This window comes from Paraburkholderia sp. WC7.3g (genome assembly GCF_050436345.1).
Lineage (GTDB): Bacteria > Pseudomonadota > Gammaproteobacteria > Burkholderiales > Burkholderiaceae > Paraburkholderia > Paraburkholderia podalyriae.
In genome coordinates this window covers 2,865,848-2,885,445 of sequence record NZ_JBNDMA010000002.1, presented here as the reverse complement: position 1 = coordinate 2,885,445, position 19,598 = coordinate 2,865,848, and the positions used below count along the sequence as shown (strand labels likewise).

Annotated in this window: 14 protein-coding genes; 7 read left to right on the top strand and 7 right to left on the bottom strand. The window is 59.6% G+C overall.

Annotated elements, in window-relative coordinates; genetic code table 11:
• Nucleotides 1-76: 76 nt before the first annotated feature.
• On the bottom strand, nucleotides 77-262 hold the full coding sequence (locus OKW43_RS24615) for a hypothetical protein (RefSeq protein WP_187633102.1): 186 nt from the start codon (nucleotides 260-262) through the stop codon (nucleotides 77-79).
• 483 nt (nucleotides 263-745) lie between these two features.
• Between OKW43_RS24615 and OKW43_RS24610 the strand changes: the two genes are divergently transcribed.
• Nucleotides 746-1,816, top strand: coding sequence for a zinc-dependent alcohol dehydrogenase family protein (locus OKW43_RS24610; protein ID WP_187633101.1), 1,071 nt, complete (start codon nucleotides 746-748; stop codon nucleotides 1,814-1,816).
• Between the two features lie 93 nt (nucleotides 1,817-1,909).
• Nucleotides 1,910-3,325, top strand: coding sequence for an MmgE/PrpD family protein (locus OKW43_RS24605; protein ID WP_187633100.1), 1,416 nt, complete (start codon nucleotides 1,910-1,912; stop codon nucleotides 3,323-3,325).
• A gap of 455 nt (nucleotides 3,326-3,780) precedes the next feature.
• On the opposite strand, the gene OKW43_RS24600 is transcribed toward OKW43_RS24605, so the two are convergent.
• Nucleotides 3,781-4,980 (bottom strand): multidrug effflux MFS transporter, encoded by a 1,200-nt coding sequence (locus OKW43_RS24600; protein WP_187633099.1) that lies wholly within the window; start codon nucleotides 4,978-4,980, stop codon nucleotides 3,781-3,783.
• A 289-nt stretch (nucleotides 4,981-5,269) separates the two neighbouring features.
• Between OKW43_RS24600 and OKW43_RS24595 the strand changes: the two genes are divergently transcribed.
• Nucleotides 5,270-5,479, top strand: a complete 210-nt coding sequence (locus tag OKW43_RS24595) for a hypothetical protein (RefSeq protein ID WP_187633098.1) — start codon at nucleotides 5,270-5,272, stop codon at nucleotides 5,477-5,479.
• A gap of 55 nt (nucleotides 5,480-5,534) precedes the next feature.
• Here the strand turns inward: OKW43_RS24595 and OKW43_RS24590 are convergent, their stop codons facing one another.
• Nucleotides 5,535-6,716, bottom strand: coding sequence for a porin (locus OKW43_RS24590; RefSeq protein ID WP_184057130.1), 1,182 nt, complete (start codon nucleotides 6,714-6,716; stop codon nucleotides 5,535-5,537).
• Between the two features lie 982 nt (nucleotides 6,717-7,698).
• On the opposite strand from OKW43_RS24590, the gene OKW43_RS24585 reads away from it, so the two are divergent.
• The 4 genes from OKW43_RS24585 (at nucleotide 7,699) to OKW43_RS24570 (ending at nucleotide 12,810) form a co-directional block, all read left to right on the top strand.
• Nucleotides 7,699-7,833, top strand: a complete 135-nt coding sequence (locus OKW43_RS24585) for a hypothetical protein (protein WP_260320969.1) — start codon at nucleotides 7,699-7,701, stop codon at nucleotides 7,831-7,833.
• A 106-nt stretch (nucleotides 7,834-7,939) separates the two neighbouring features.
• Nucleotides 7,940-9,625 (top strand): aldehyde dehydrogenase, encoded by a 1,686-nt coding sequence (locus OKW43_RS24580; RefSeq protein ID WP_311734714.1) that lies wholly within the window; start codon nucleotides 7,940-7,942, stop codon nucleotides 9,623-9,625.
• Entirely contained in the window at nucleotides 9,619-11,109 is a 1,491-nt protein-coding gene (locus tag OKW43_RS24575) for an aldehyde dehydrogenase family protein (RefSeq protein ID WP_184057128.1), read from the top strand. The genes OKW43_RS24580 and OKW43_RS24575 overlap by 7 nt, the downstream gene beginning before the upstream one ends.
• Before the next feature lie 27 nt (nucleotides 11,110-11,136).
• Nucleotides 11,137-12,810 carry a GMC family oxidoreductase gene (locus OKW43_RS24570; RefSeq protein WP_184057126.1) on the top strand — a complete coding sequence of 558 codons (1,674 nt, stop codon included), beginning with the start codon at nucleotides 11,137-11,139 and terminating at the stop codon, nucleotides 12,808-12,810.
• Nucleotides 12,811-13,026: 216 nt separating this feature from the next.
• Here OKW43_RS24570 and OKW43_RS24565 read toward each other — a convergent pair whose 3' ends face one another.
• The 4 genes from OKW43_RS24565 to OKW43_RS24550 form a co-directional block, all read right to left on the bottom strand.
• The gene (locus OKW43_RS24565; protein ID WP_184057386.1) at nucleotides 13,027-13,971 is read right to left on the bottom strand and encodes a LysR family transcriptional regulator; all 945 of its coding nucleotides are present in this window, start codon (nucleotides 13,969-13,971) and stop codon (nucleotides 13,027-13,029) included.
• A 509-nt stretch (nucleotides 13,972-14,480) separates the two neighbouring features.
• Nucleotides 14,481-15,767 (bottom strand): acetyl-CoA hydrolase/transferase family protein, encoded by a 1,287-nt coding sequence (locus tag OKW43_RS24560; RefSeq protein ID WP_187633097.1) that lies wholly within the window; start codon nucleotides 15,765-15,767, stop codon nucleotides 14,481-14,483.
• A 270-nt stretch (nucleotides 15,768-16,037) separates the two neighbouring features.
• Nucleotides 16,038-16,787 (bottom strand): nitroreductase, encoded by a 750-nt coding sequence (locus OKW43_RS24555; RefSeq protein WP_184057122.1) that lies wholly within the window; start codon nucleotides 16,785-16,787, stop codon nucleotides 16,038-16,040.
• 971 nt (nucleotides 16,788-17,758) lie between these two features.
• Nucleotides 17,759-19,063: an MFS transporter gene (locus OKW43_RS24550; protein WP_184057120.1), complete on the bottom strand. Its 1,305-nt coding sequence runs from the start codon at nucleotides 19,061-19,063 to the stop codon at nucleotides 17,759-17,761.
• Nucleotides 19,064-19,598: the final 535 nt, after the last annotated feature.

Here is a 19,598-nt window from a genome sequence, read left to right as displayed (position 1 = left end):
GTCCGCGTACGCGAATCTCCGTCGCACGTCTCGTTGCACAGTAATAGCCATCGAAGCGAGATGAGGCAGGCCGCGATCATCCGGTCCTCCGTTCGCACGCATGCGCGCGGCTTATATTGGCCTCCAGCGCACGCATGATCGACGCAACGTCGCCGATGTCCTCAAGATTGAAGACGGCGTCGATCACATGGTCGATGCAGTCGGCTGACATCACGTCTGCAGTGTTTCGGTGGAACTTGGCGGCGAGGTGGTCGTTGGTCATCAGGCTCGCGCAATCGGCCGACGGGCCTGTCGGGGAATGTTCGGTAGGCGGCGGGAAAGTACGACGTGCCGCAGAACTGAATGCGGGCAGATCGGGCGTGCATGCGTCGGCATCCGTGAAGCATGTGCCGGCGTAGGTCGCGCGACCGAAATGCATCTTTTATCTACGTACCAGCTAAGAGATGTTAGTTTTATTGATCGACAGGCGAATCGCCATGGGTGTTAATCCTTACACGTTGCGCGCAGATGAGTCAGCGTGGCAAATAGCTCTTTATCGACACGTACCCAATCCTAAATCGAAGTACGGAATCAAATCGCCCGAAGCGAACCGGAATGAAATATCGGTGTTCCAATTCGGCAGATGCGGGGCTAACGCTCGGGGCGCTGCGTCGCACACTGGCTAAAGCTACCCGCCGTTAGCAGGGTTGATTTTCGTTGTCACGGGCCCGTTTCGTCGTTCGGGTTCCACCTATCAGGAGCAGACATGCGTGGCGTCGTGTTCAAAGGAGACCGCAAGCTGGAACTCATGCAATTTCCCGACCCGACCCCGGGGCCGGGCGAAGCCGTGATCGAGATGAAGGCTTCGGGCATGTGCGGCAGCGATTTGCATTTCTATCGGAACGATCCGGCTGAGGTCATCCGGTCGTTGGGTTTCAGGGACCTGGCTTCACGCGGCATCGACGAGCGTGCGCCGGTCATCGGCGGTCATGAGCCCTGCGGGGTGATCGCCGCCGTCGGCGCGGGCGTGGACCCGGGCCTCTTCAAGATCGGCGATCGCGTGATGGTGTTTCACTATGAAGGCTGCAAGCACTGCGATTCGTGCCGCACGGGCTGGACTCAGTTATGCGATCACGGTGCCACAATTCACGGCTTGATCGCGCACGGCGGCCATGCCGACTACATGAAAGTGCCTGTTTCGTCGCTCGTCCATTTGCCACAGGAGATGTCGTTCGCGGGCGGCGCGGCCGTGTCGTGCGGAACCGGCACCGCCTTTGGCGCGCTGCTGCGTCTCGACATCAGCGCGCGCGACACGCTGGCGGTGTTCGGGCTCGGTCCCGTCGGCCTCTCTGCCGCGCAACTCGCCGCGGCGATGGGCGTCGAGGTGATCGGCGTCGACATCTCGGCTGAGCGTGTCAGCCGGGCCAGGGAGTTCGGCGTCGCCCACGCCGTCGACGGCAGTCAGGTCGACGCCGTGGCGGAGATTCTCCAGCTCACCGGCGGCAAAGGCGTGACCTGCGCGATCGATTGCGCCGGCGGGGAAGTGCCGCGGCAGCAGGCCGTGCGCTCGACCCGGCCATGGGGAAAAATAGCGCTGGTGGCTGTCGGCGGCAATCTCACCGTCGACGCGATGAAGGACCTGATCGGCAAGCAGCGTACCGTGATCGGGTCCTACACGTTTTCGGAGGTCGCTATGAAGGATTGCGCCCACTTCATCGCCGATCACGGCGTCGACGTGGACAAGTTGTTCACTGACCACTGGAGGCTCGAGCAGGCGGAGGAAGCGTATCGCATCTTCGACGGCCAGGCGGGGGGCAAGGCCGTATTCGTCTTTTGAAGCACGCGCCGTGCGAGAAACCAGGGTGTCACATGCTGCGCGTCCAATATCAACTGGACGCCTGTCACCAATAACTTCCATCGAGAGGACCGTTTGACTACGAACCAGCCCGACACCAGATCGCCGGCCAATTGCCCGCCTTTGGAGCACGCGGTGGTCCGCCTTGTCCAGGAGTTGAAGTTCGACCACCTGAACGATGCGGCGCACGCCGGAGTAAGCCGGCTCATGCGCGACCAGCTCGCGCTGCAGATCGGCACCTCGCGAATGCCTTGGTCCCAAAAGGTGCTGGCGTTCGCAGGCGCTCAACAGCGCCCCGGGCGCAGCCGCGTGTCCGCTAGCGCGCTCGCGTTGAGCGCCGCGGATGCCGCATTCGTCAACGCCGCGTTTGGCCACGGCTTCGAGTATGACGACGCGCACGGGCCCAGCGCCAGCCATCCAGGCAGTTGCGTGGTTGCTGCAGCACTCGCGATTGGCGAAGAGCTGGGGTCTAATATCGAAGAGGTCATCACGGCAATCGTTGCTGGTTACGAGGTATACACTCGCATCGGCGTGCTGGCGGCACCCGACTTGCTCAAGCGCGGCTTCCATCCGCACGCGGTGCTGTCCAATTTTGGCGCCGCGGCGGTGGCGGCCAAGCTGCGCAAGTTCGATGCGGAGACGACGTTGCATGCGCTTTCCATCGCGCTGAGCCATGCGTCCGGCACCACCGAGTACACGTCCACTGGAGGCTCGATCAAGCGTGTGCATGCCGGTATTGGCACGCGCAGTGGCATGGTGGCCGCCGACATGGCGCATTCCGGCATTACCGGGCCTCGATCGTTCCTGAGCGGCAATAAGGGGCTATTTCGCACCTTCCTGCAGCGCGGTCCTGGCGAGCAGGCCGAGGAGCAGTTCTCGCTGGATCGACCATTCGAGATTGGCACCGTCTGGCTCAAGGCGTATTGCGCCTGCTACTGCACTCACGCGTACATCGATGCGATCCGGCCGTTCGCTGACCGTTTCGCCGACATCTCGGGCGTGGAGGCCCGCATCCACCCGGCGTTCAACGTGGTTGTTGGCACCGCCAATGCGAACGCATACGAGCCGCAGAACATCGAGCATGTGCAGTTCAGCCTGCCTGTGCAAATGGCGTTCGCGATGCTCGGCAAGGGCAACGGTTACCGGGTGCACCGCGACTATCTGAATGGCAAGATCGATATGAGCCCTGTGATGGCTGCGGCACGCGGTATCAAGATTACTGAAGCCCCTGAACTCGAGCAGCAGTACCCGGGCAAGTTCGTGGCTGAAGTGACTGTCACGTTTCGCGACGGAAAGTCGGAGCACGTATTCGTGGAGGACCCGATCGGCACGCTCGTCAATCCGATGTCCGAGCAGCAACAGGATGCGAAGTTCATGGAACTGACCACTGATGTGCTCGGTGACGCTCGGGCAAAGGCGCTGCTGACCACCCTCAAGGAGATGGACCCTCGCACGAAGGCTGCCGACCTGATGGCGATGTGCGCCGCGTGATGCATCTCGGCAAAGGGAGTTCGTCCGTCTGATACGTCTAAGGCTCGTCACGACTTGATATGTATCATGTCTAAAGCGAGTCCACACTGCTTGTTCCACTGATTTTACGCCGCGGGGCTTTCTAATGCGTGCCCGGGATGACCGTCACAGAGGGGCGGGTTGATCTCCGGATCAGGCGCGCACGTGCGAGCCACTCTAGTCTGGCAACTGCGGGTTAAAGGTGAATTCCGCAGATGTCAGGCTGGACGCGTCGAGCGCGGCGATGAACTGTTCTACAGCGCGGATTTCGTCGATGTCCGGGTTGAGTACCCGAGCTTCTTGCTCAAATAGTCGACGAACGGCTTCTCGCCTCTACGAGAGGGCTATCTTGGCGCTGCGACATGACGTGCGTAGTGTGAATTGCTGACTGGCTTTCCCGCCGGCGCTCCGCTTTCAGGTGCGAGATGTATTCCCCGCTATCCAGCGGGCCGTTTGCGGAGCGCTAGGAAAAAGGCGAATTGCGCAGTCGCTGTCGCGATGACAAGGACCAGTAACGCTGAGAACGCGGGGCTCGGGCCGAGTGCTGCAAGAGTCGTACACGCTGCGCCGACGGCGTATTGGATGCACCCGCACAATCCTGCCGCCGAACCGATCGACTGATCATTGACGCTGAGAGCATTCGCAAGCGCGACGGGATTCACCATGCCGGAGCCACAGGTGAAGAGAATCATGCCACAAACCACCGTATGCACATCGAGCTGGCCGAGCAGCAGGATGCAAAGGAGCGTGAAGGCGCAGACAAAACTGATGGTACAACCTACCCGCATCAAGGACTCGGGGGATACGCGGTGTACCAGCTTGGCTGTAATGCCGTTGCCAATCGCCATGCCGGCGATCATGAGCCCCATGTAGATGCCGACGAGATGCAAAGGTAGGTGCAATTCGTTGACAAGAATGAAGGGCGCTGCCGATAGAAACGCATAGATCGAAAACGTCGCGAGGCCGTTGCCAACGGCGAACCCCAGAAATTGGGCGGACCCAAGCAGTGCGCGGTAATCGGCCACAAGATTCAGGACATCCCTCCGGCGCGCTGCGTGTCGCGTTTCGGGCAATAGTTTCCACGCCACCCCAAGTGTGAAGGCCCCGACGAGGGACAGCAGGGCGAACATGATGCGCCATCCCCACGCCCCCGCGACGAAACCCCCGACCATCGGAGCGAAACCGGGGCTCATGACGACCAGGAGATTGAGCAGCGCGAGTTGCGAGACTGACGAACTGGGATCTGAGGTATCGCGGACGATCGCGCGGCCCAGCGCCACTCCGGCGCAGCTGCCGAGGGCTTGTACGAGGCGCCCGAAAAGCAGGCACGGGAGATTAGGGGCGAGCGCGATGATCAGTCCGCCGACGACGTACACGATGAGCCCGATCATCAGCAGCGGACGGCGGCCAAACGAATCCGATAGCGGACCATATATGAGCTGGCCTGCGGCCAGCCCGATGATATAGATGCTGATAGCCATCTGCATCTGGCCCGCTTGCGCGTGAAGCGATTGGGCGGCATCGGGCAGCGCCGGCACGAACATGTGCATGGCCATCGTTCCACCCAACGCGATCAGCGCCAGCACCCAGAAAGGCGGCGCTGCACGCGGAATCGAATCGACGCACTCAGAACTCATTGTAATCCTTTCTCGTTGCAAGGCGGCTTCCGCTGTTTGATAGCAAGCCACCGGTGAGAATCGCGGTGCGAGGTCCCCAAGTCAACGGCGTGGTGCAGGCTGTTCCGTACTTTGCAGCTATAGGCTCCAAAACGACACTCCTTCTCCGGTTCCGGTGCCCGCGCCGATCGTGCGAGGAGATAGTGGCGTCGTCATTCTCAAGGTGGTTCCGGATGCCGAAGCGCATGCGTTTTCGTCTGATCGATGATGTCGACTGTGGCATCCACGACTATCCAGCGACAGCACAAGCTTGCTCGACTGGTTCGGTCAAGACAAAAAAAGCGCAGGGAGCGCCAGCAATGCGTCTGAGCGAATCACGGGGAAGGTCGACGACGTACGCTCCCGGGACGACACCATCGAAGGTGGCGACGTGGCCGTACTTGCGCAGCGGCGAGTGCATGAAGACATGCATGCTCGCCATACGCTTGACCACCCCGATTTCCCGATCTCCGACGAATAAGCCGCATCAACACGGAGCTAACCTAAACGGAGCGGGAAGGACATGAAGAATCAGATCAAAACTTGTGTCTAATGGCGATTCGTACTGCAACCTGATGATTTGACGTCGACGGCGTCAACTGGTTGATTGACGCGACCGCTTCCTTACCCGATGAGTCTGTACCGCTGGCCTTTTGGTAGACTCCGATCAGATATACGTCGGTACGTTTAGACAAAAAGTAGTCAACACCGACAGCGCCTTGGTGGTACGTGGCCCCGTCGGATCCGTTGGCGCCACTGTTCTTTGTATAGACATAAGCTGCGCCCGCGAGAAGAGTTGGTGTGATCTGATATTTGAAGTTGACTTCGGCGTTATTGAATGTAGCCGTTCCGCTGATGCCACCAATGGGAACAGGTCCCGAGGTCCTGTCTCCCAGATTCCGAAACTGACTGTTCGAATAATTCGCGCCGATAGTTGCTGCACCGAACGTGTATGCCACGCCCGCGCCAATCACTTGGAGAGAACGCGCCGACGCGTAACCAGAAATGACAGGGGAGGCGCCAAAATTCGATCCCGGTACGCCGGCTGTCGTAGGTGCGACAGTCCCGCCAGCGCCGTAGAACGAAGTGTTAGGATTGCGCACATTAAGGTAGCCGACGCCGGCGACAAGCGGCCCATTCGAGTAGCCTGCACCGAGTGACCAGATCTGATTGCGTCCGACGCTGCCGGCCACGCCGCCCAAGGCATACACACCGCCAAATGTTAGGCCCGCGATGTTAGGGCTAGTGTACTTGATAGCATTGTTTGTGCGATTCGTGTTATTGAAGTTATCGTTATCGGAAGGGTGCGCGGCGAGATAGCCACCCCATTGATCACCAGCTTCGAGTGGTCCGAGATAGTCAACGACAGAGTCGTACTGCCTCCCCAACGTTACCGTGCCATATTGGTTGGAAAGGCCCACGTACGCTTGCCGGCCGAATAAGAGGCCGCCCTGGCCAAGCTTTCCGGTGTTGACATCAAATCCGCTCTCAAGGACAAAAATTCCAGACAGCCCTCCGCCAAGATCTTCTTTTCCACGCAGACCCCAGCGACTTCCTTGCAATACGCCACTGGCCATATTGTAGAGCGCCTTACCATTCGCGTTACTATTGTAGTTAATGCCCTCGTCTATAATTCCGTATAACGTCACGCTACTTTGGCCATAAGCGATACTGCTGGCTAAACTGAGCATTGCGAAAGTAATGCAAGACTTCTTCATTGACGGCCTCCGTTCATCATTGTTGGCAAGTGATACTTGCATTGCAAAAGAACCAGTTGAAGCGAATCTTCAGACCACTCGGGGCGGGCCATTGCACGCTTGGCTGTGTCGATGGTCGAACTTATATGTCGTCACAGAACTATCGAAATAGCATTCCTGACGATCGCCAAAGGAATGGTTACTTTCCTTGGGACGTGGAACGCATTTGCGCGTAGCGTGCGAAAAGCGAGCAGTCTGCTGATGTTGCCGATGAACATAGAGCGTCTCCATATCTGATTGATTTTTCGCCATTGGATAGAGTTGCCTTCGACCAGGCAATAGGACCTCGGAAGGTGTTCCGTACTTTGAAGATGGAGCAGGCGAAGCATCAGGCTCGGTGGTTGGGTGCAGTGCATGCCCGCTAACACCATTGTCCAACCGTGAGTTTGTTCTATCGCTGTAGCTGAGCCCCTGTGAGGCGGCTGTTACGGCTAGGGTCGCATGCCCTACTGGCAATGGTGATGTGCGAAGCCGTTCCGACAAGGAGTCCGAAGGTCCGCAGCGTCGCGGGGGCGCTGCGTGGAAGCCCCGAGAGGCAACGTGGCCGAGACGTCAGTCTGACTGACACGGGCAAGTGAGGCGAATCGCTGATAAACGTCGTTAATCTTGGAATGCCAAAGCTGCTGTCGAATCCGGGTGGAACCGTGTCATGTCTCCGAACTCGGTGCTACAAACGAGCGGGGGTTTTTGGGGTACGAGAAACGGGATAGGTCACTTCTCGCAATCCCTCGTGAAAGCAGATTGTTCCTTCGGTCGTTTCTGCTGTGGCTAGGTTCAATAAGTCAGGAAGCCGTCGACGCAGCACATATCGTTGCGGCTCTCCCGGGCCACGCGCGGACGGCCCGCGACACGCCTGGTTCCGTTGTACGGAATATTTGGGCGAAGGTTTTGAAAATAAGCTGCATTCAGTGATTCAATGGTTCTCACAAAAAAGGAGACACCCGTGATCCCACTGCCAACAACTGCCGTCGTCATCCTCTTCACCCTTGTCGCGCTCGCCAAAGCCGGCAGTGAACGGATCGGGACCGCCGCGGCATCCGATTTCGGCGCCTTGGGCGCAAGCATCGGCTGCTACTGAGACTCCCGAACTTACCCTTCGACGGTGGAAAAAAATCTTGCCCTTCGCGCGCATGTCCGGCGAGGTTCTTTCGCTTTTTCTGAACCCATGCGCCTGCGGCTAACGTATGCCGGCAACACAGTGGGGGCAATATCAAAGCGCGTTCGATGGGAAGCATCTGGCGCTCACCGGCGGACGGCAGAATGTCAAATTCATCGACCTTGCCTCTCACCGCTGGTATGGAAACGACAACGCGGGATCAGCAGCCGGCAACTACCGGCTCAGTTCCTGGGCTCGTAATCCGGGCGGCCCTTTTCAACCATTTACCGAGGATTCCCTGATGAGCGAAAGAACCATCCAACTGCAGCATCCGCACCGCCTCTTCATCGGAGGCGAGTGGATCCAGCCGTCCCTGTCTGCGAGCTTCGACGTGCTCGATTGCAGCACGGAACAGGTCGTTGCGAGCGTCGCGGAAGCGGGGTCCGGCGACGTCGCACGCGCTGTGCAGGCCGCACGGAAAGCATTCGACAGCGGCCCTTGGCCTCGGATGACTGTCCTGGAACGTGCCGCCTATCTCGAGAAGCTCGCGCAGCGTTTCGAGGCAATGAATGACGAATATGCGCGCGTGTGGTCCATCGAATCTGGCATCGTTTATCGGGTCGCGCAGCCGCGCATCGGCGTCTTCCTAAGCGGCGCCTTCCGGCAGTACACCGCCATGGCATCGACGTTCGCGTTCACGGAGCCCTGCACATCGGCCACCGGCAATGCGGCTTACCGGGTTCACGAGCCGGCGGGCGTGGTCGTCGCGATCATCCCGTGGAACGGCCCGGCCGGTCTCATGGCGTACAAGGTGGCGCCGGCGCTCCTCGCAGGGTGTACGGTCATCATCAAGTCCTCTCCCGAGGCGCCATGCTCCGCCTATCTGTTCGCGCAAATGTGTGAAGAGGTCGGCTTTCCGCCGGGCGTCGTCAACGTCCTGACGGCGGATCGCGCGGTCTCCGAGGAATTGGTCCGAAACCCCGGAGTCGACAAGATCACCTTCACCGGATCAACTGCGGCCGGCCGCCGGATCGCTGCGGTGGCCGCGGATCGGATCGCCCGGGTGACGCTGGAGCTGGGAGGCAAGTCGCCCGCGCTCGTGCTCGACGACTACGACGTCGAGGTGGCAGCAAAGACGATAGGCGCGTCCTTCTTCGGTTACCTATCCGGGCAGGTTTGTCACAGCCTGACGCGCGTGATCGTTCCGCGCGCGAAGCACGACGCGATGACAGAGGCGCTGGCTGAAGTCGCGCGGAACATGGTGCTGGGTGATCCGTTCGATGCGGCCTCCACAGCCGGTCCGTTGGCAACTGCACGGCAGCGGGAAACGGTCGAACGGTACGTGGCCAAAGGCACATCCGAAGGCGCGACTCTCGTCACGGGAGGCAAGCGCCCGGCCAACAAGGAAAGGGGCTTCTTCTTCGAACCGACCGTCTTCGCGAACGTGGACAACCGTTCGACGATTGCCCAGGAGGAGATCTTCGGTCCGGTGCTATGCGTCATTCCGGCGGACGACACAGCGCATGCCGTCCAGATCGCCAACGACACCATTTACGGCCTGAACGCCGCAGTGTTCACTGACGACTCGCACTTGGCGATGCAAGTGGCCCGGCAGATCCGCGCCGGATCGGTGGGTCACAATGCGTCGCGCACCGATTTTTCCGTCGGCTTCGGTGGTTTCAAGCAGTCCGGTATCGGCCGGGAGGGCGGGCCTGAGGGCCTCGCTGCGTTCCTGGAGTCCAAGACCATCATCATGGAGGCCAAGCCATGCTAAGCATCCTCGGGCGACGCAACGACATGACCTTGCCGCCGTTGATGAATTACGTCGACGGTCGCTGGACGAATGAGGGGGTGTCAGAACGCTATGTCCAGCGTCATCCTGCGACCAACGAGGTGACGGCGGAATTGCCTGAGACTGATGCTGAAACGGTGGGTGTCGCGGTGCAGGCCGCGCGGCGGGCGTTCGACCAGGGTCCCTGGTCCCGTATGAAAGCGCGCGACCGCAAGCAGTTGTTCCGCCGCATTGTGGACGTCATCGAGCGCCATGCCGACGAACTCAGCTGGCTGCAGACGCTGGACAACGGCATGCCGATCGCCTACAGCCTCAATGGGCGTGTGTCCGCACGTAATGCCGTGGACATCTTCGACCACTACGGAGGCTGGATCGACAAGATCAACGGCGAGACGTACCCGGATTTCCACTCGAATATGCAGTTCATGAGCTTCCGCGAGCCGGTGGGCGTCGTGGGGGCGATTATCCCTTGGAACGCGCCCATCATGATGTTCGCCATGAAGGTCGCGCCGGCGCTCGCGGCCGGCTGCACGGTGGTGCTCAAACCGTCCGAGCTCGCTGGCCTCTGCGCGCTGCGTATGACGCAACTCATTGAGGAAGTCGACCTTCCGCCTGGCGTTTTGAACGTGGTCATGGGAGGAGGCGGGACCGGTCGCGCGATCGTGGAGGATACCCGCGTTGACAAGATCGCCTTTACCGGCAGCAATGCAGTCGGCGCGTACATCCTCTCGCGCAGTGGCCAGAACATGAAGCGGACAACGATGGAGTTGGGGGGGAAGAGTGCGGCCATTGTGTTTCCTGACTGCGACGTGGAAGCTGCAGGAACCCACGTCATGGGTCTGTCGTCGACCTTCCTTTCGGGGCAGGTCTGTTCGACAACCTCGCGGGCGCTCGTGCATCGATCGGTGTATGACCGGTTTCTCGATGCCGCCGCGCGCCAGGTGAAAACGATCCGTCGGGGAGACCCGTTCTCGATGGACACCACTTCCGCGGCTCTGATTAGCGAGAAGCAGACGCGGCGCGTGTTGGAGTACGTGGACTCGGGCCGTGCGGACGGCGCCCGGCTTGTGTTTGGCGGAACGCGTTCCGGAGGCGAGCTCTCGGCGGGCAACTGGGTTGAGCCCGCGCTGTTCGCCGACGTTAACAACCGCACGCGCATCGCCCAGGAAGAGATCTTCGGGCCGGTTCTGAGCGCCATACCGTTCGACACCGAGGAGGATGCGATCGCGCTCGCCAACGATTCCGGCTTCGGTTTGGCAGGGACCGTGTACACGAAGGACATCTCGCGCGCCTTCAAGGTCGCCCGGGCAGTTCGGACCGGGATCATGGGCATCAACGGGTACGGCGTGGTTCCCAGTTCACCGGTGGGCGGCTTCAAGGGTTCCGGCCTCGGTCGCGAAGGCGGATGGCCCGGCATCGAGGCCTATACGGAAATCAAGACGGTGATGATCAACCTTGACGCTTGAAGAAGCGGACAGGGTGAGGAGGATAGATTGGAGACATACGACTATATCGTCATCGGCGCGGGCTCCGCGGGGTGCGTGGTCGCGAGCCGCTTATCCGAGGACAAGGATATCCGTGTACTACTGCTGGAGGCAGGGCCCGCCGCAAATTCTTTCTGGGTGAAGACTCCAGCGGGCGTGGGAAAGCTGTTCCACGACAGCCGGTTCAACTGGCGGTACTTCACTGAGCCGATTCGTTCAATGCAGCGGCGAAAAGTGTACTGGCCGCGCGGCAAAGTTCTCGGCGGCACGAGCGCCATCAACGGGATGGTGTACATGCGAGGGCACCCGCGGGACTTCGACGAGTGGGCGGCCAAGGGCAATCCTGGCTGGAGTTGGTCTGAAGTTCTGCCGTATTTTCTGCGCTCCGAGTCGAATACGCGTGGCGCCAGTCCATTCCATGGAGCGGAAGGACCCATGTGCGTGTCCGATCCTGTCCTCCAGCACCCCACGACCGACGACTTCGTCGAGGCGGCGGCCCGGGCCGGCATCCCCCGTGCGGCGGACCTGAACGGGCCGCCGCACGAGGGCGTCGGCTACCAGCAATTCACCATCCGCGACGGGCGCCGGCACAGCAGCTACGACGCGTTCATCGCTCCGGTGCGACACCGGCCGAACCTGCACGTGCGCAGTGGGATCCACGTGATGCGGATCGTGTTCGAGGGCCGAGACGCAACCGGGGTGGAAGTGTTGGAAGGAGGCCAACGTCGCGTGATTCATGCGGCGCGCGAGGTGATCGTCTCGGCGGGCGCCCTGAACTCGCCGCACCTGCTGATGCTGTCCGGGATCGGCGACGGCAACATGCTGCAACGTTTCGGCATCACCACGCTGCACCATCTGCCGGGCGTCGGGCGCAACCTGCAGGATCACTTCTTCGCCCCGCAACTCTTGCAGTGCACTCCGGAGAGTTCGTACAACAGCAGCCTGCACGGCTTGCGCAAGTACTGGCACGGGTTGCGCTATCTGATGACGCGGGGCGGCTATCTGGCGCTGGGCATGTCGCCGGCAAGCGCGTACGTGCGAAGCTCGCCGGACTCACCCCAGCCCGATCTGCAACTCGTGCTGCGACCCATGACCTTCAATTTTCACCCCTCCTCCGGCGAGGTGATGATCGACAAATTCCCGGGTCTGAGTGGCGTCGTGGTGCTGCTGCTTCCCCGATCAAGCGGATATGTAGAGCTTGCCTCCGCTGACCCGCTGCAGGCACCACAATTCCATCCGAACTATCTGGGCGACAATGACGACGTGCAGCGCATGGTGATAGGAATGCGGATGCTGCGCCGCATTCTCGCCACCGAGCCCTTGGCCACGCGCATCGTCCGGGAGACGGTACCGGGCGCCGGAGCCGTGACGGACGAGCAACTGATCGATCATCTCCGCGCTCACGGCAATTGCGCTTGGCATCAGGTGGGCACCTGCAAGATGGGGAATGACCAGATGGCCGTAGTGGACGCGCGGCTGCGCGTTCGGGGGGTCAATCGACTCCGTGTCATCGACGCCTCTGTGATGCCGCAGATTACGGCAGGGAATACGAGCGCGCCTGCCATGATGATCGGCGAGAAGGGAGCCGAGATGATTCGCGAGGACGCGCGAGACAAGGACGCGTTTCAGGCGCAAGTGGAGTCGGCGCTGCGGCACGCGCCTGCTGTCGCCAAGAGTATGTAACTGTTACATTCGAGCCGGCCGCGGCGACGGTCATACCGGGCGCCGCCCGGAGTCAAGTCGGCAGGCGTGACTCCGGCGAAGCACGGTTCAATGCATGTGGTCAGCCTTGCAGGGGCTGCGGCGCGAACAACGAACCGTTTATGCTGTTCGCGGATCGTAACCGCGCCAGTTTGCCCGGCGCCATTGGCCGACCGCCCGTACGCCAGCGCTTGTTCATCACCGAATTATGCTAACGATGGAGGGCGTCTCAGGCGGGCGATCGAGCAACTGCTTTAGCAACATACGCACCGCTGGCCCCAGTGAGCGGCTCCCAGCGGTCGCGATATCTATCGAGCGATTGGCCCAAGGCTCCGTGAAGTTCACCGCTGCGACTTCACTGAATAACTTGATGTCCAGCAGGCACTCAGGCTGCACGGTAACACCAAGACCGGCCTGTGCGAGGCTCATTGCCACGCCCGCGCTCTGTACGCTATATTTAATATTTAACTCGCGTCCGAGCCGTTTTGCCGCCTCACGAAAAGCACTGAGCATGGCGCCGGCGACAATGATGTTCTCGGGCAACAAGTCTTCAAACGAGATGCTTTTCCGTTGTGCAAGGTGATGTCCGCCGGGCACAACTGCAACCATGCGGTCTTTGCGGTAAGGGACGACAGCAAGCCCATCTAGGTCCAGGCCAGGCGCAGCGGCGAAAACGCCGATGTCGGCTTCGCCTTGCGCCACAGCCTTCGGGATTTCGCTATTTTCTACCTCATTTACGATGAGATCGACGAGCGGAAACTCACGTGCGAATTCGCCCAGCTCCCGCGCCAGGAAAGGTGCAATGATCGATCGAGCGGAAGCGATAGTCACGGTGCCGCGCACGCCTTCGCTGAATGCGGTCATCTCCGCTCTCATGTCATCGAACTTGGAGAAGACAGTGCGAATGTAGTCCACGAGGACTTGTCCTGCGGGACTTGGTACGACACCCTTTGGACCGCGCTCGAGCAGTTTGATGCCTGCAATCTCTTCTAAATCCTGGATTCGCTTCGTCGCGGCCGAGGCAGCAATATTTTCACGGATTGCGGCCAAGCCAATCTGACGTTCCTCCACTGCGGACAAAAACAGCCGCAAAGTGAACAAATCGACCTGCCGAATGAAATGCAGTCTGTTAAAGGAATTCATTGCCCAGATAACGATCAGCGAGAACACCTGATAATACCGCCCCGTCGTACCGCCGGATCCTATGCAACGTAGTTTCCGCTGAGAACCTCTCGCTTACCATGAGCGTTAATCCCTATCGGAGCATGTATATGGCGCCACGCCTGTAGCTACGCTCCAGAGCCGCACGATGGCTCGCAGATCTGGACGTCATGTCTCGGGGCTGGTTGGTGAGCGCGCCCGCGGACTGACCGCACGCAACTGCATCGGATACGAATCGGCGCCTCAACTCTTGCTGACGGTCGGAGACAATAGCGAGAGGTTGCAGTCAGAAATCAGCTTCGCAGCCTCGTCCGGCGTTAGCCCGTGTCGGCATCCTGAGCGAGTCCAACGTGGCCTCCGTTCCGGAGTCGGCGCACCAGATTAGTCGACGTATTCGTTGCTACTTCAACCCTTGGCCGGAAAGGCGTCGACGCCTGACAGCTTACTTTTCCCGTTGAAGGAACTGAGTTCAGCGGAGGCACTGCTGCTGTTCAGGCGTGCTTCATGAGCGCGTGGACCTCGCGTTCCAACGCCTCACGATGAAGGGGATCCGCGATGGCGAGCATGCGAGGAATGCGCTGGGCGATTGACAAACCGCGGAGATCAGCGATCCCGTGCTCCGTCACGATCACGCATGCGTCGCTGCGGGGTACAGTCACCGGTCCAGAAAGTGATGCCACGACGCCGCTGCGTATGCCGGCGGCCGAGGGTAGCGCAATGATAGGCACGCCGCCGCGACTGGTTTGCGCCGCGCGCAGGAAGTCGCCAATGCCTCCGACGCCGCCGACGTAACTCCCGCCTGCCACTTCAGCGTTAACCTGGCCAGTTACATCTACTTCGATGGCTGAGTTGATCGCGACGAAGCGTTCAATACCGGCCAGCACCGACGGATCGTGCGTGTATTCCGTTCCACGTAACTCAAGCGATGAATTCAAGTGTGCGAAGCGGTGGAGAGGCGCCCCGCCTATTAAGGTCCCACCAATGGTCAGGCCGGCGTCGATGCTTTTGCAAGAGTTGGTCACGACGCCCGCTTCGCAAAGGCAAGCGATTCCCTCGCCAATGCTTCCAGAATGGACCCCCAGCTCGCGATGATCTTTGAGATGTGTGAGGACTGCATCCTGGATGGACCCGATACCTGTCTGCAATGTGGCTCCGTCTTCGATGAGACCGGCGACATGTCGACCTATCTCTGTCTCGACGGGATTGGGAAGCGGTCTCGCACTGATCGGAAGCGGCGAGGTTGAGTCGACAAGCAACGCGAAGTCGTGATCGCGCAGATAAGGACCGCCGTAAGTCCACGGGACATCTGGATGCACCTCGCCAACGATGCTTCTCGCGTGACGGACGGCTTCGGAGACATATTCGCGGGCCAGCCCTAAGCTGTAGCGCCCCAAAGCATCCGGTTTCGAAACTTGGAGAAACACGACGTCGGCATGTAACTGACCGCTGCAAATCATGCGCGGCAATTGCGAGTAGTGCACCGGCAAAAAATCCAGCACTCCGGCCTCGGCGAGCTTGCGGTTTTCACCCGTCCCACAGTAGGAAAGGAAGTCAAAGGCATCGGCATGTTCCGGCTGGAGGATTCCCGCTACGCCGATGCCAATAAACAATCTAAGCCGTCCGAATGCTGCTCGTTGCTGGACGAGCGCGCGAATGAGCGTTACCGGTTCAGCGTGCGCTTGTCCCCATAGCACAGTATCGCCGGGCCGGATAATCGCGCTTAGGTTTTGCAGGCTACGATATTGATTCAAGGGAATCTCGACTGGCTCAGTTGTCATCCAATCTAGCGTGCTTCCGCAATTGAGACAATTAGCTAATATACACGGCGATGTCGAGGCTGACTCCGACGCAGGCGGCAAGTGGCAGGCGGCTGCCCGAGACCACACTCGAAGTGCGGCGGTGCTCAGAAAGCGGGTGAACCGCTTTAGAAGGTGCGCTCGCACCCGCACTGATGACGGGTCACACGACGATGATCGAGTTCTCTCCACGCAAGCCGATGACCTTATAAGGCGCAGGCGATAATTCGGTTGTCATGGCCTTGGCAAATGTCAATTCTCAAGCCAGCGCGTAAAGACGCTTGGATCCTCGCGCTGGGGACGATACTCGTTGACGACTGCACCCGCGTCAGCGTAGCCGAGCGAAAGGGTGCAGACCAGCCGCTCTTCGGTTGCACCGATGTGCGGCAGAACTATTGACGAGAACGGATTCCATGCCGCCTGCACGCAAGTGTGCAGCCCCTCGCCGCGCGCCGCGATCATCACGCTTTGCACGAACATGGCCGTATCGACGAGCGCCCCCTGCGCCATCGCCTTTTCGTTGGTGAAGAAGATGCCAACAGGAGCGTCGAAGAATTTGTAGTTCCGCTGGAGTTGAGCATGCATCCTGTCTCGGTCGCCCTTGCGGATGCCCAGCGCGTCGTAAAGTCCAAACCCTGTCGCGCGTCGCCGCTCGATATACGGCGACTTCCACTCAGACGGATAGTAGGGGTAGTCTTCCCGGTAGACCGACGCGAGCGAAGGGTCGTCGCGTAATGCGTCGTGGGCGGCGCACACTTTGCTTACGAGTGCATCGCGGCTCGCGCCTTGCACGACGTAAACTTTCCACGGCTGGGTGTTCGAACCGGATGGCGACCAACTGCACGCACGCAAGATGCGCTCGATCGTCGCACGTTCCACCGATTTCGGCAGGAAGGCTCGGCAGCAAAAACGCGTTTCGATGGCCGTGTAGACGCTTCGCGGGTCATTGACGACTGCCAGCACGTCGGGTACTTTGCTCGGGTCCTGAAGATCGCTATCCATTACTCGGTTCATATTGGTACTCGTGTTGATCCAATCACGAATGACATTCGGCGCGACTACTGCTTGCTATTCGCCGGCGCGCAGGAATGATTTCGCTCATTAGGCCAGGCGGGACTGACAAGCAAGTTGCACTGGATTACATCAGCGCAGCGTACGCGGAACTCGGTTTGCGCAGCTCTTTCAACGGGTCCACGGCCGAACGATACTAGGCCGCCGTAGAAGACAATGATCTGCGATGCAGGGCGGGGCGGCTGGTCTTTCAGTGTGCAATCGTGCACGTGCATTGCAATCCCACAGACTGAATCTCAGTTAAACGCCACCGACTGACTCGAAGTGTAAGCGCTTATTCTTGTGCGCCAACTTGTGATTTACGAAGCTTCGATTCGCAGCCGGCGAATGCGCGTGCTGAGGCACAGATCAGCATACCGGTGGCGGGCCCGATCCCACGGTCTCGCTGAGTCGCGATGTGGATCCGTCGGTTCGCCGACGTCTCCGACCCAATTCACGCCGCAACTTCGTTGCATAGTCTGAGGTCGACCGGGAATTCAGGCTGCGCCCTTGCACCAAAGCCTGCATGGATAACGTTGATCGCCGTGCCCGCTCTTCGCCGCGAAAACCGCTTCCTTTGTGCAGCTCGCGCGACAGACGCCCGACCAGTGGCTGCACAAAGCGCTTCATCGGGACCGCCGGTACATACTGCGTGATTGTCGGGGCCGACGGATTTTCGACTGACGTACTCCCGTGTTCCATGAACGCCGGACAGCGGCAAACCCCGTCGCACACGTGTCTCGAGCCATTGGCCGCCCATAGACGCTCCGCACGTATAGGACGGAGCATATCGAATTGGAAAGCTCGAATCGCGGTTCTAGCCGCGATGTTGCCGGGCGGGGCCTTCGACCCCTGCAGATGGCGTTCTTTTGCCGTCTTCCAAAGGGAGCGGCCGCGTTGCGCCACATAGGCGACGACAACTTTCAGGCACGGGGACTAGATGCAACCAAACTGGCGGTTACCGACGTCCGCAAACTTACTCCTCTTGTCTCAGGAATGAACTGGACGGCAATCAATCCTGCAGTTCCGATAATCGCAAGGTACACACCGACGGCCGTGGAGTAGCCGGAAACGCTTATGAGCCAGGCGGCTATGAAAGGCGCCGTGCCTCCGAAAACCGCCACGCTTAACTGGTAGGAAATGGCATGCCCAGTGGTCCGAAAGGACGTTGGAAACAACTCCGTCATCGTTGTAAATGCAGCTCCGCCATAGATGCCGACCGTGATGCCCAGCACAATCTGGCCAATCAGTGTGCCGAGAGTCGAGCCCGAAGTGGAAAGTAGCACTGCCGGGTAGGCAGTTATAGCTACGCAAGCGGCGCCGATCGTCAAGACAGTTTTCCGTCCGACGCGATCGCTCCACCTTCCGGAAAGATAAAGGCAGATTGCGGAGGCCATGATAGCGGCGGCATTGCATAACAGCGCGACCGTCGGTCTCAGATGCGCCTCCCTGACCAAGAAGGTGTACATGAAGCCCAGTAGCACGTATGCGCCAACCGCCAGGACAGGCATCACTAGAACGACATGCAGCATACACTTCAATCCCGAGCGTGTCGCAGCAACCAGCGGATTATCGAACCGTGCTTTTTGGGACGCTTGCTTGAACTCCTCCGGATCATCGAGGCTGCTTCTGAGCCAAAAGCCAACAACGCCCACCAAGCCGCCCAGAAGGAAAGGAATTCGCCAGATGCCGTCACTGTATGCGGCTTCGCCAATAGCGCTTTGCAGCGCAAACAGCAGGACGGCGACGAACGCGTTTGGCATAAACGAAAACAACGTGGTTAGCCCAATCCACGCGCCTCGGCGGTCATCGGGCGCTGATTCGATCACGTAACTGTTGCTGGCCGACGTCTCACCGCCGATTGCCAGGCCTTGAACAATGCGGAAAACGACGAGCAATACCGGTGCGGCTAGACCAAGGCTCTGATAAGTCGGCAATAGCCCGATCATCATGGTGGAACCTGCCATCAACCATACGGTGAAAGTGAGGACCTTCACGCGGCCTAATCTGTCCGCCACATAGCCGAAGAGGATCCCGCCAATGGGACGGGCAAAAAAGGCGACGGCATACACAGCGAAAGTGCTAAGCAATGCGGCTGTTCGATCTGTTCCAGGAAAAAAATACCTTGCAAGGATAGGCACAGAGAAGCCGAAAATAGCGAAGTCATAAAGCTCGCCAAAGTTTCCAATAGAAGCTGCGCCGAGTACACGCAATGATTGCCGTTTCATAGTCTCCTCCGATTTATGTAACTTGGGGTGCGCCTTAAAAGCGAGTTACATCTGGGAACGCACTCCCCATGACGTCGCCTGCATTACACGCAATATCTGCGGGATCCGATAAATTCATTCGAAAGGTAGAGTTCTGGCCTTTCCCTTAACGACACCTTCAGGCCGCGGTAGTTGCGCAGCGTGCGCCCGGTTGTCAGTCGAGCAAATCGCGATCTTCCTATCCCTGTCGGTAGGAGTCGGCTAGTGGGAATCCGATCTCGTCAAAGACTTCTTCGTGCCAAAGCGGAATCGGCTTTGGCACCGTGGACGTCCCTTTATGCCAAGAAAACCAGGTGCAGGAAGTCGATTTGTCTCATTTACAGCGCGATGACGCCGCGGGCTAATGGGACGGTACCGTTCTGCTTGGCTGGGGCGCGACTATCTCACTGGTCAACCCTCGCTTGAAAAGTCATCTCCAATGGATTATGAGCAGGTGCAATGCCTTGGCGCAGCCCATTATCAAACGGACCATGCACGTTATCGTTTAACTGCTGTT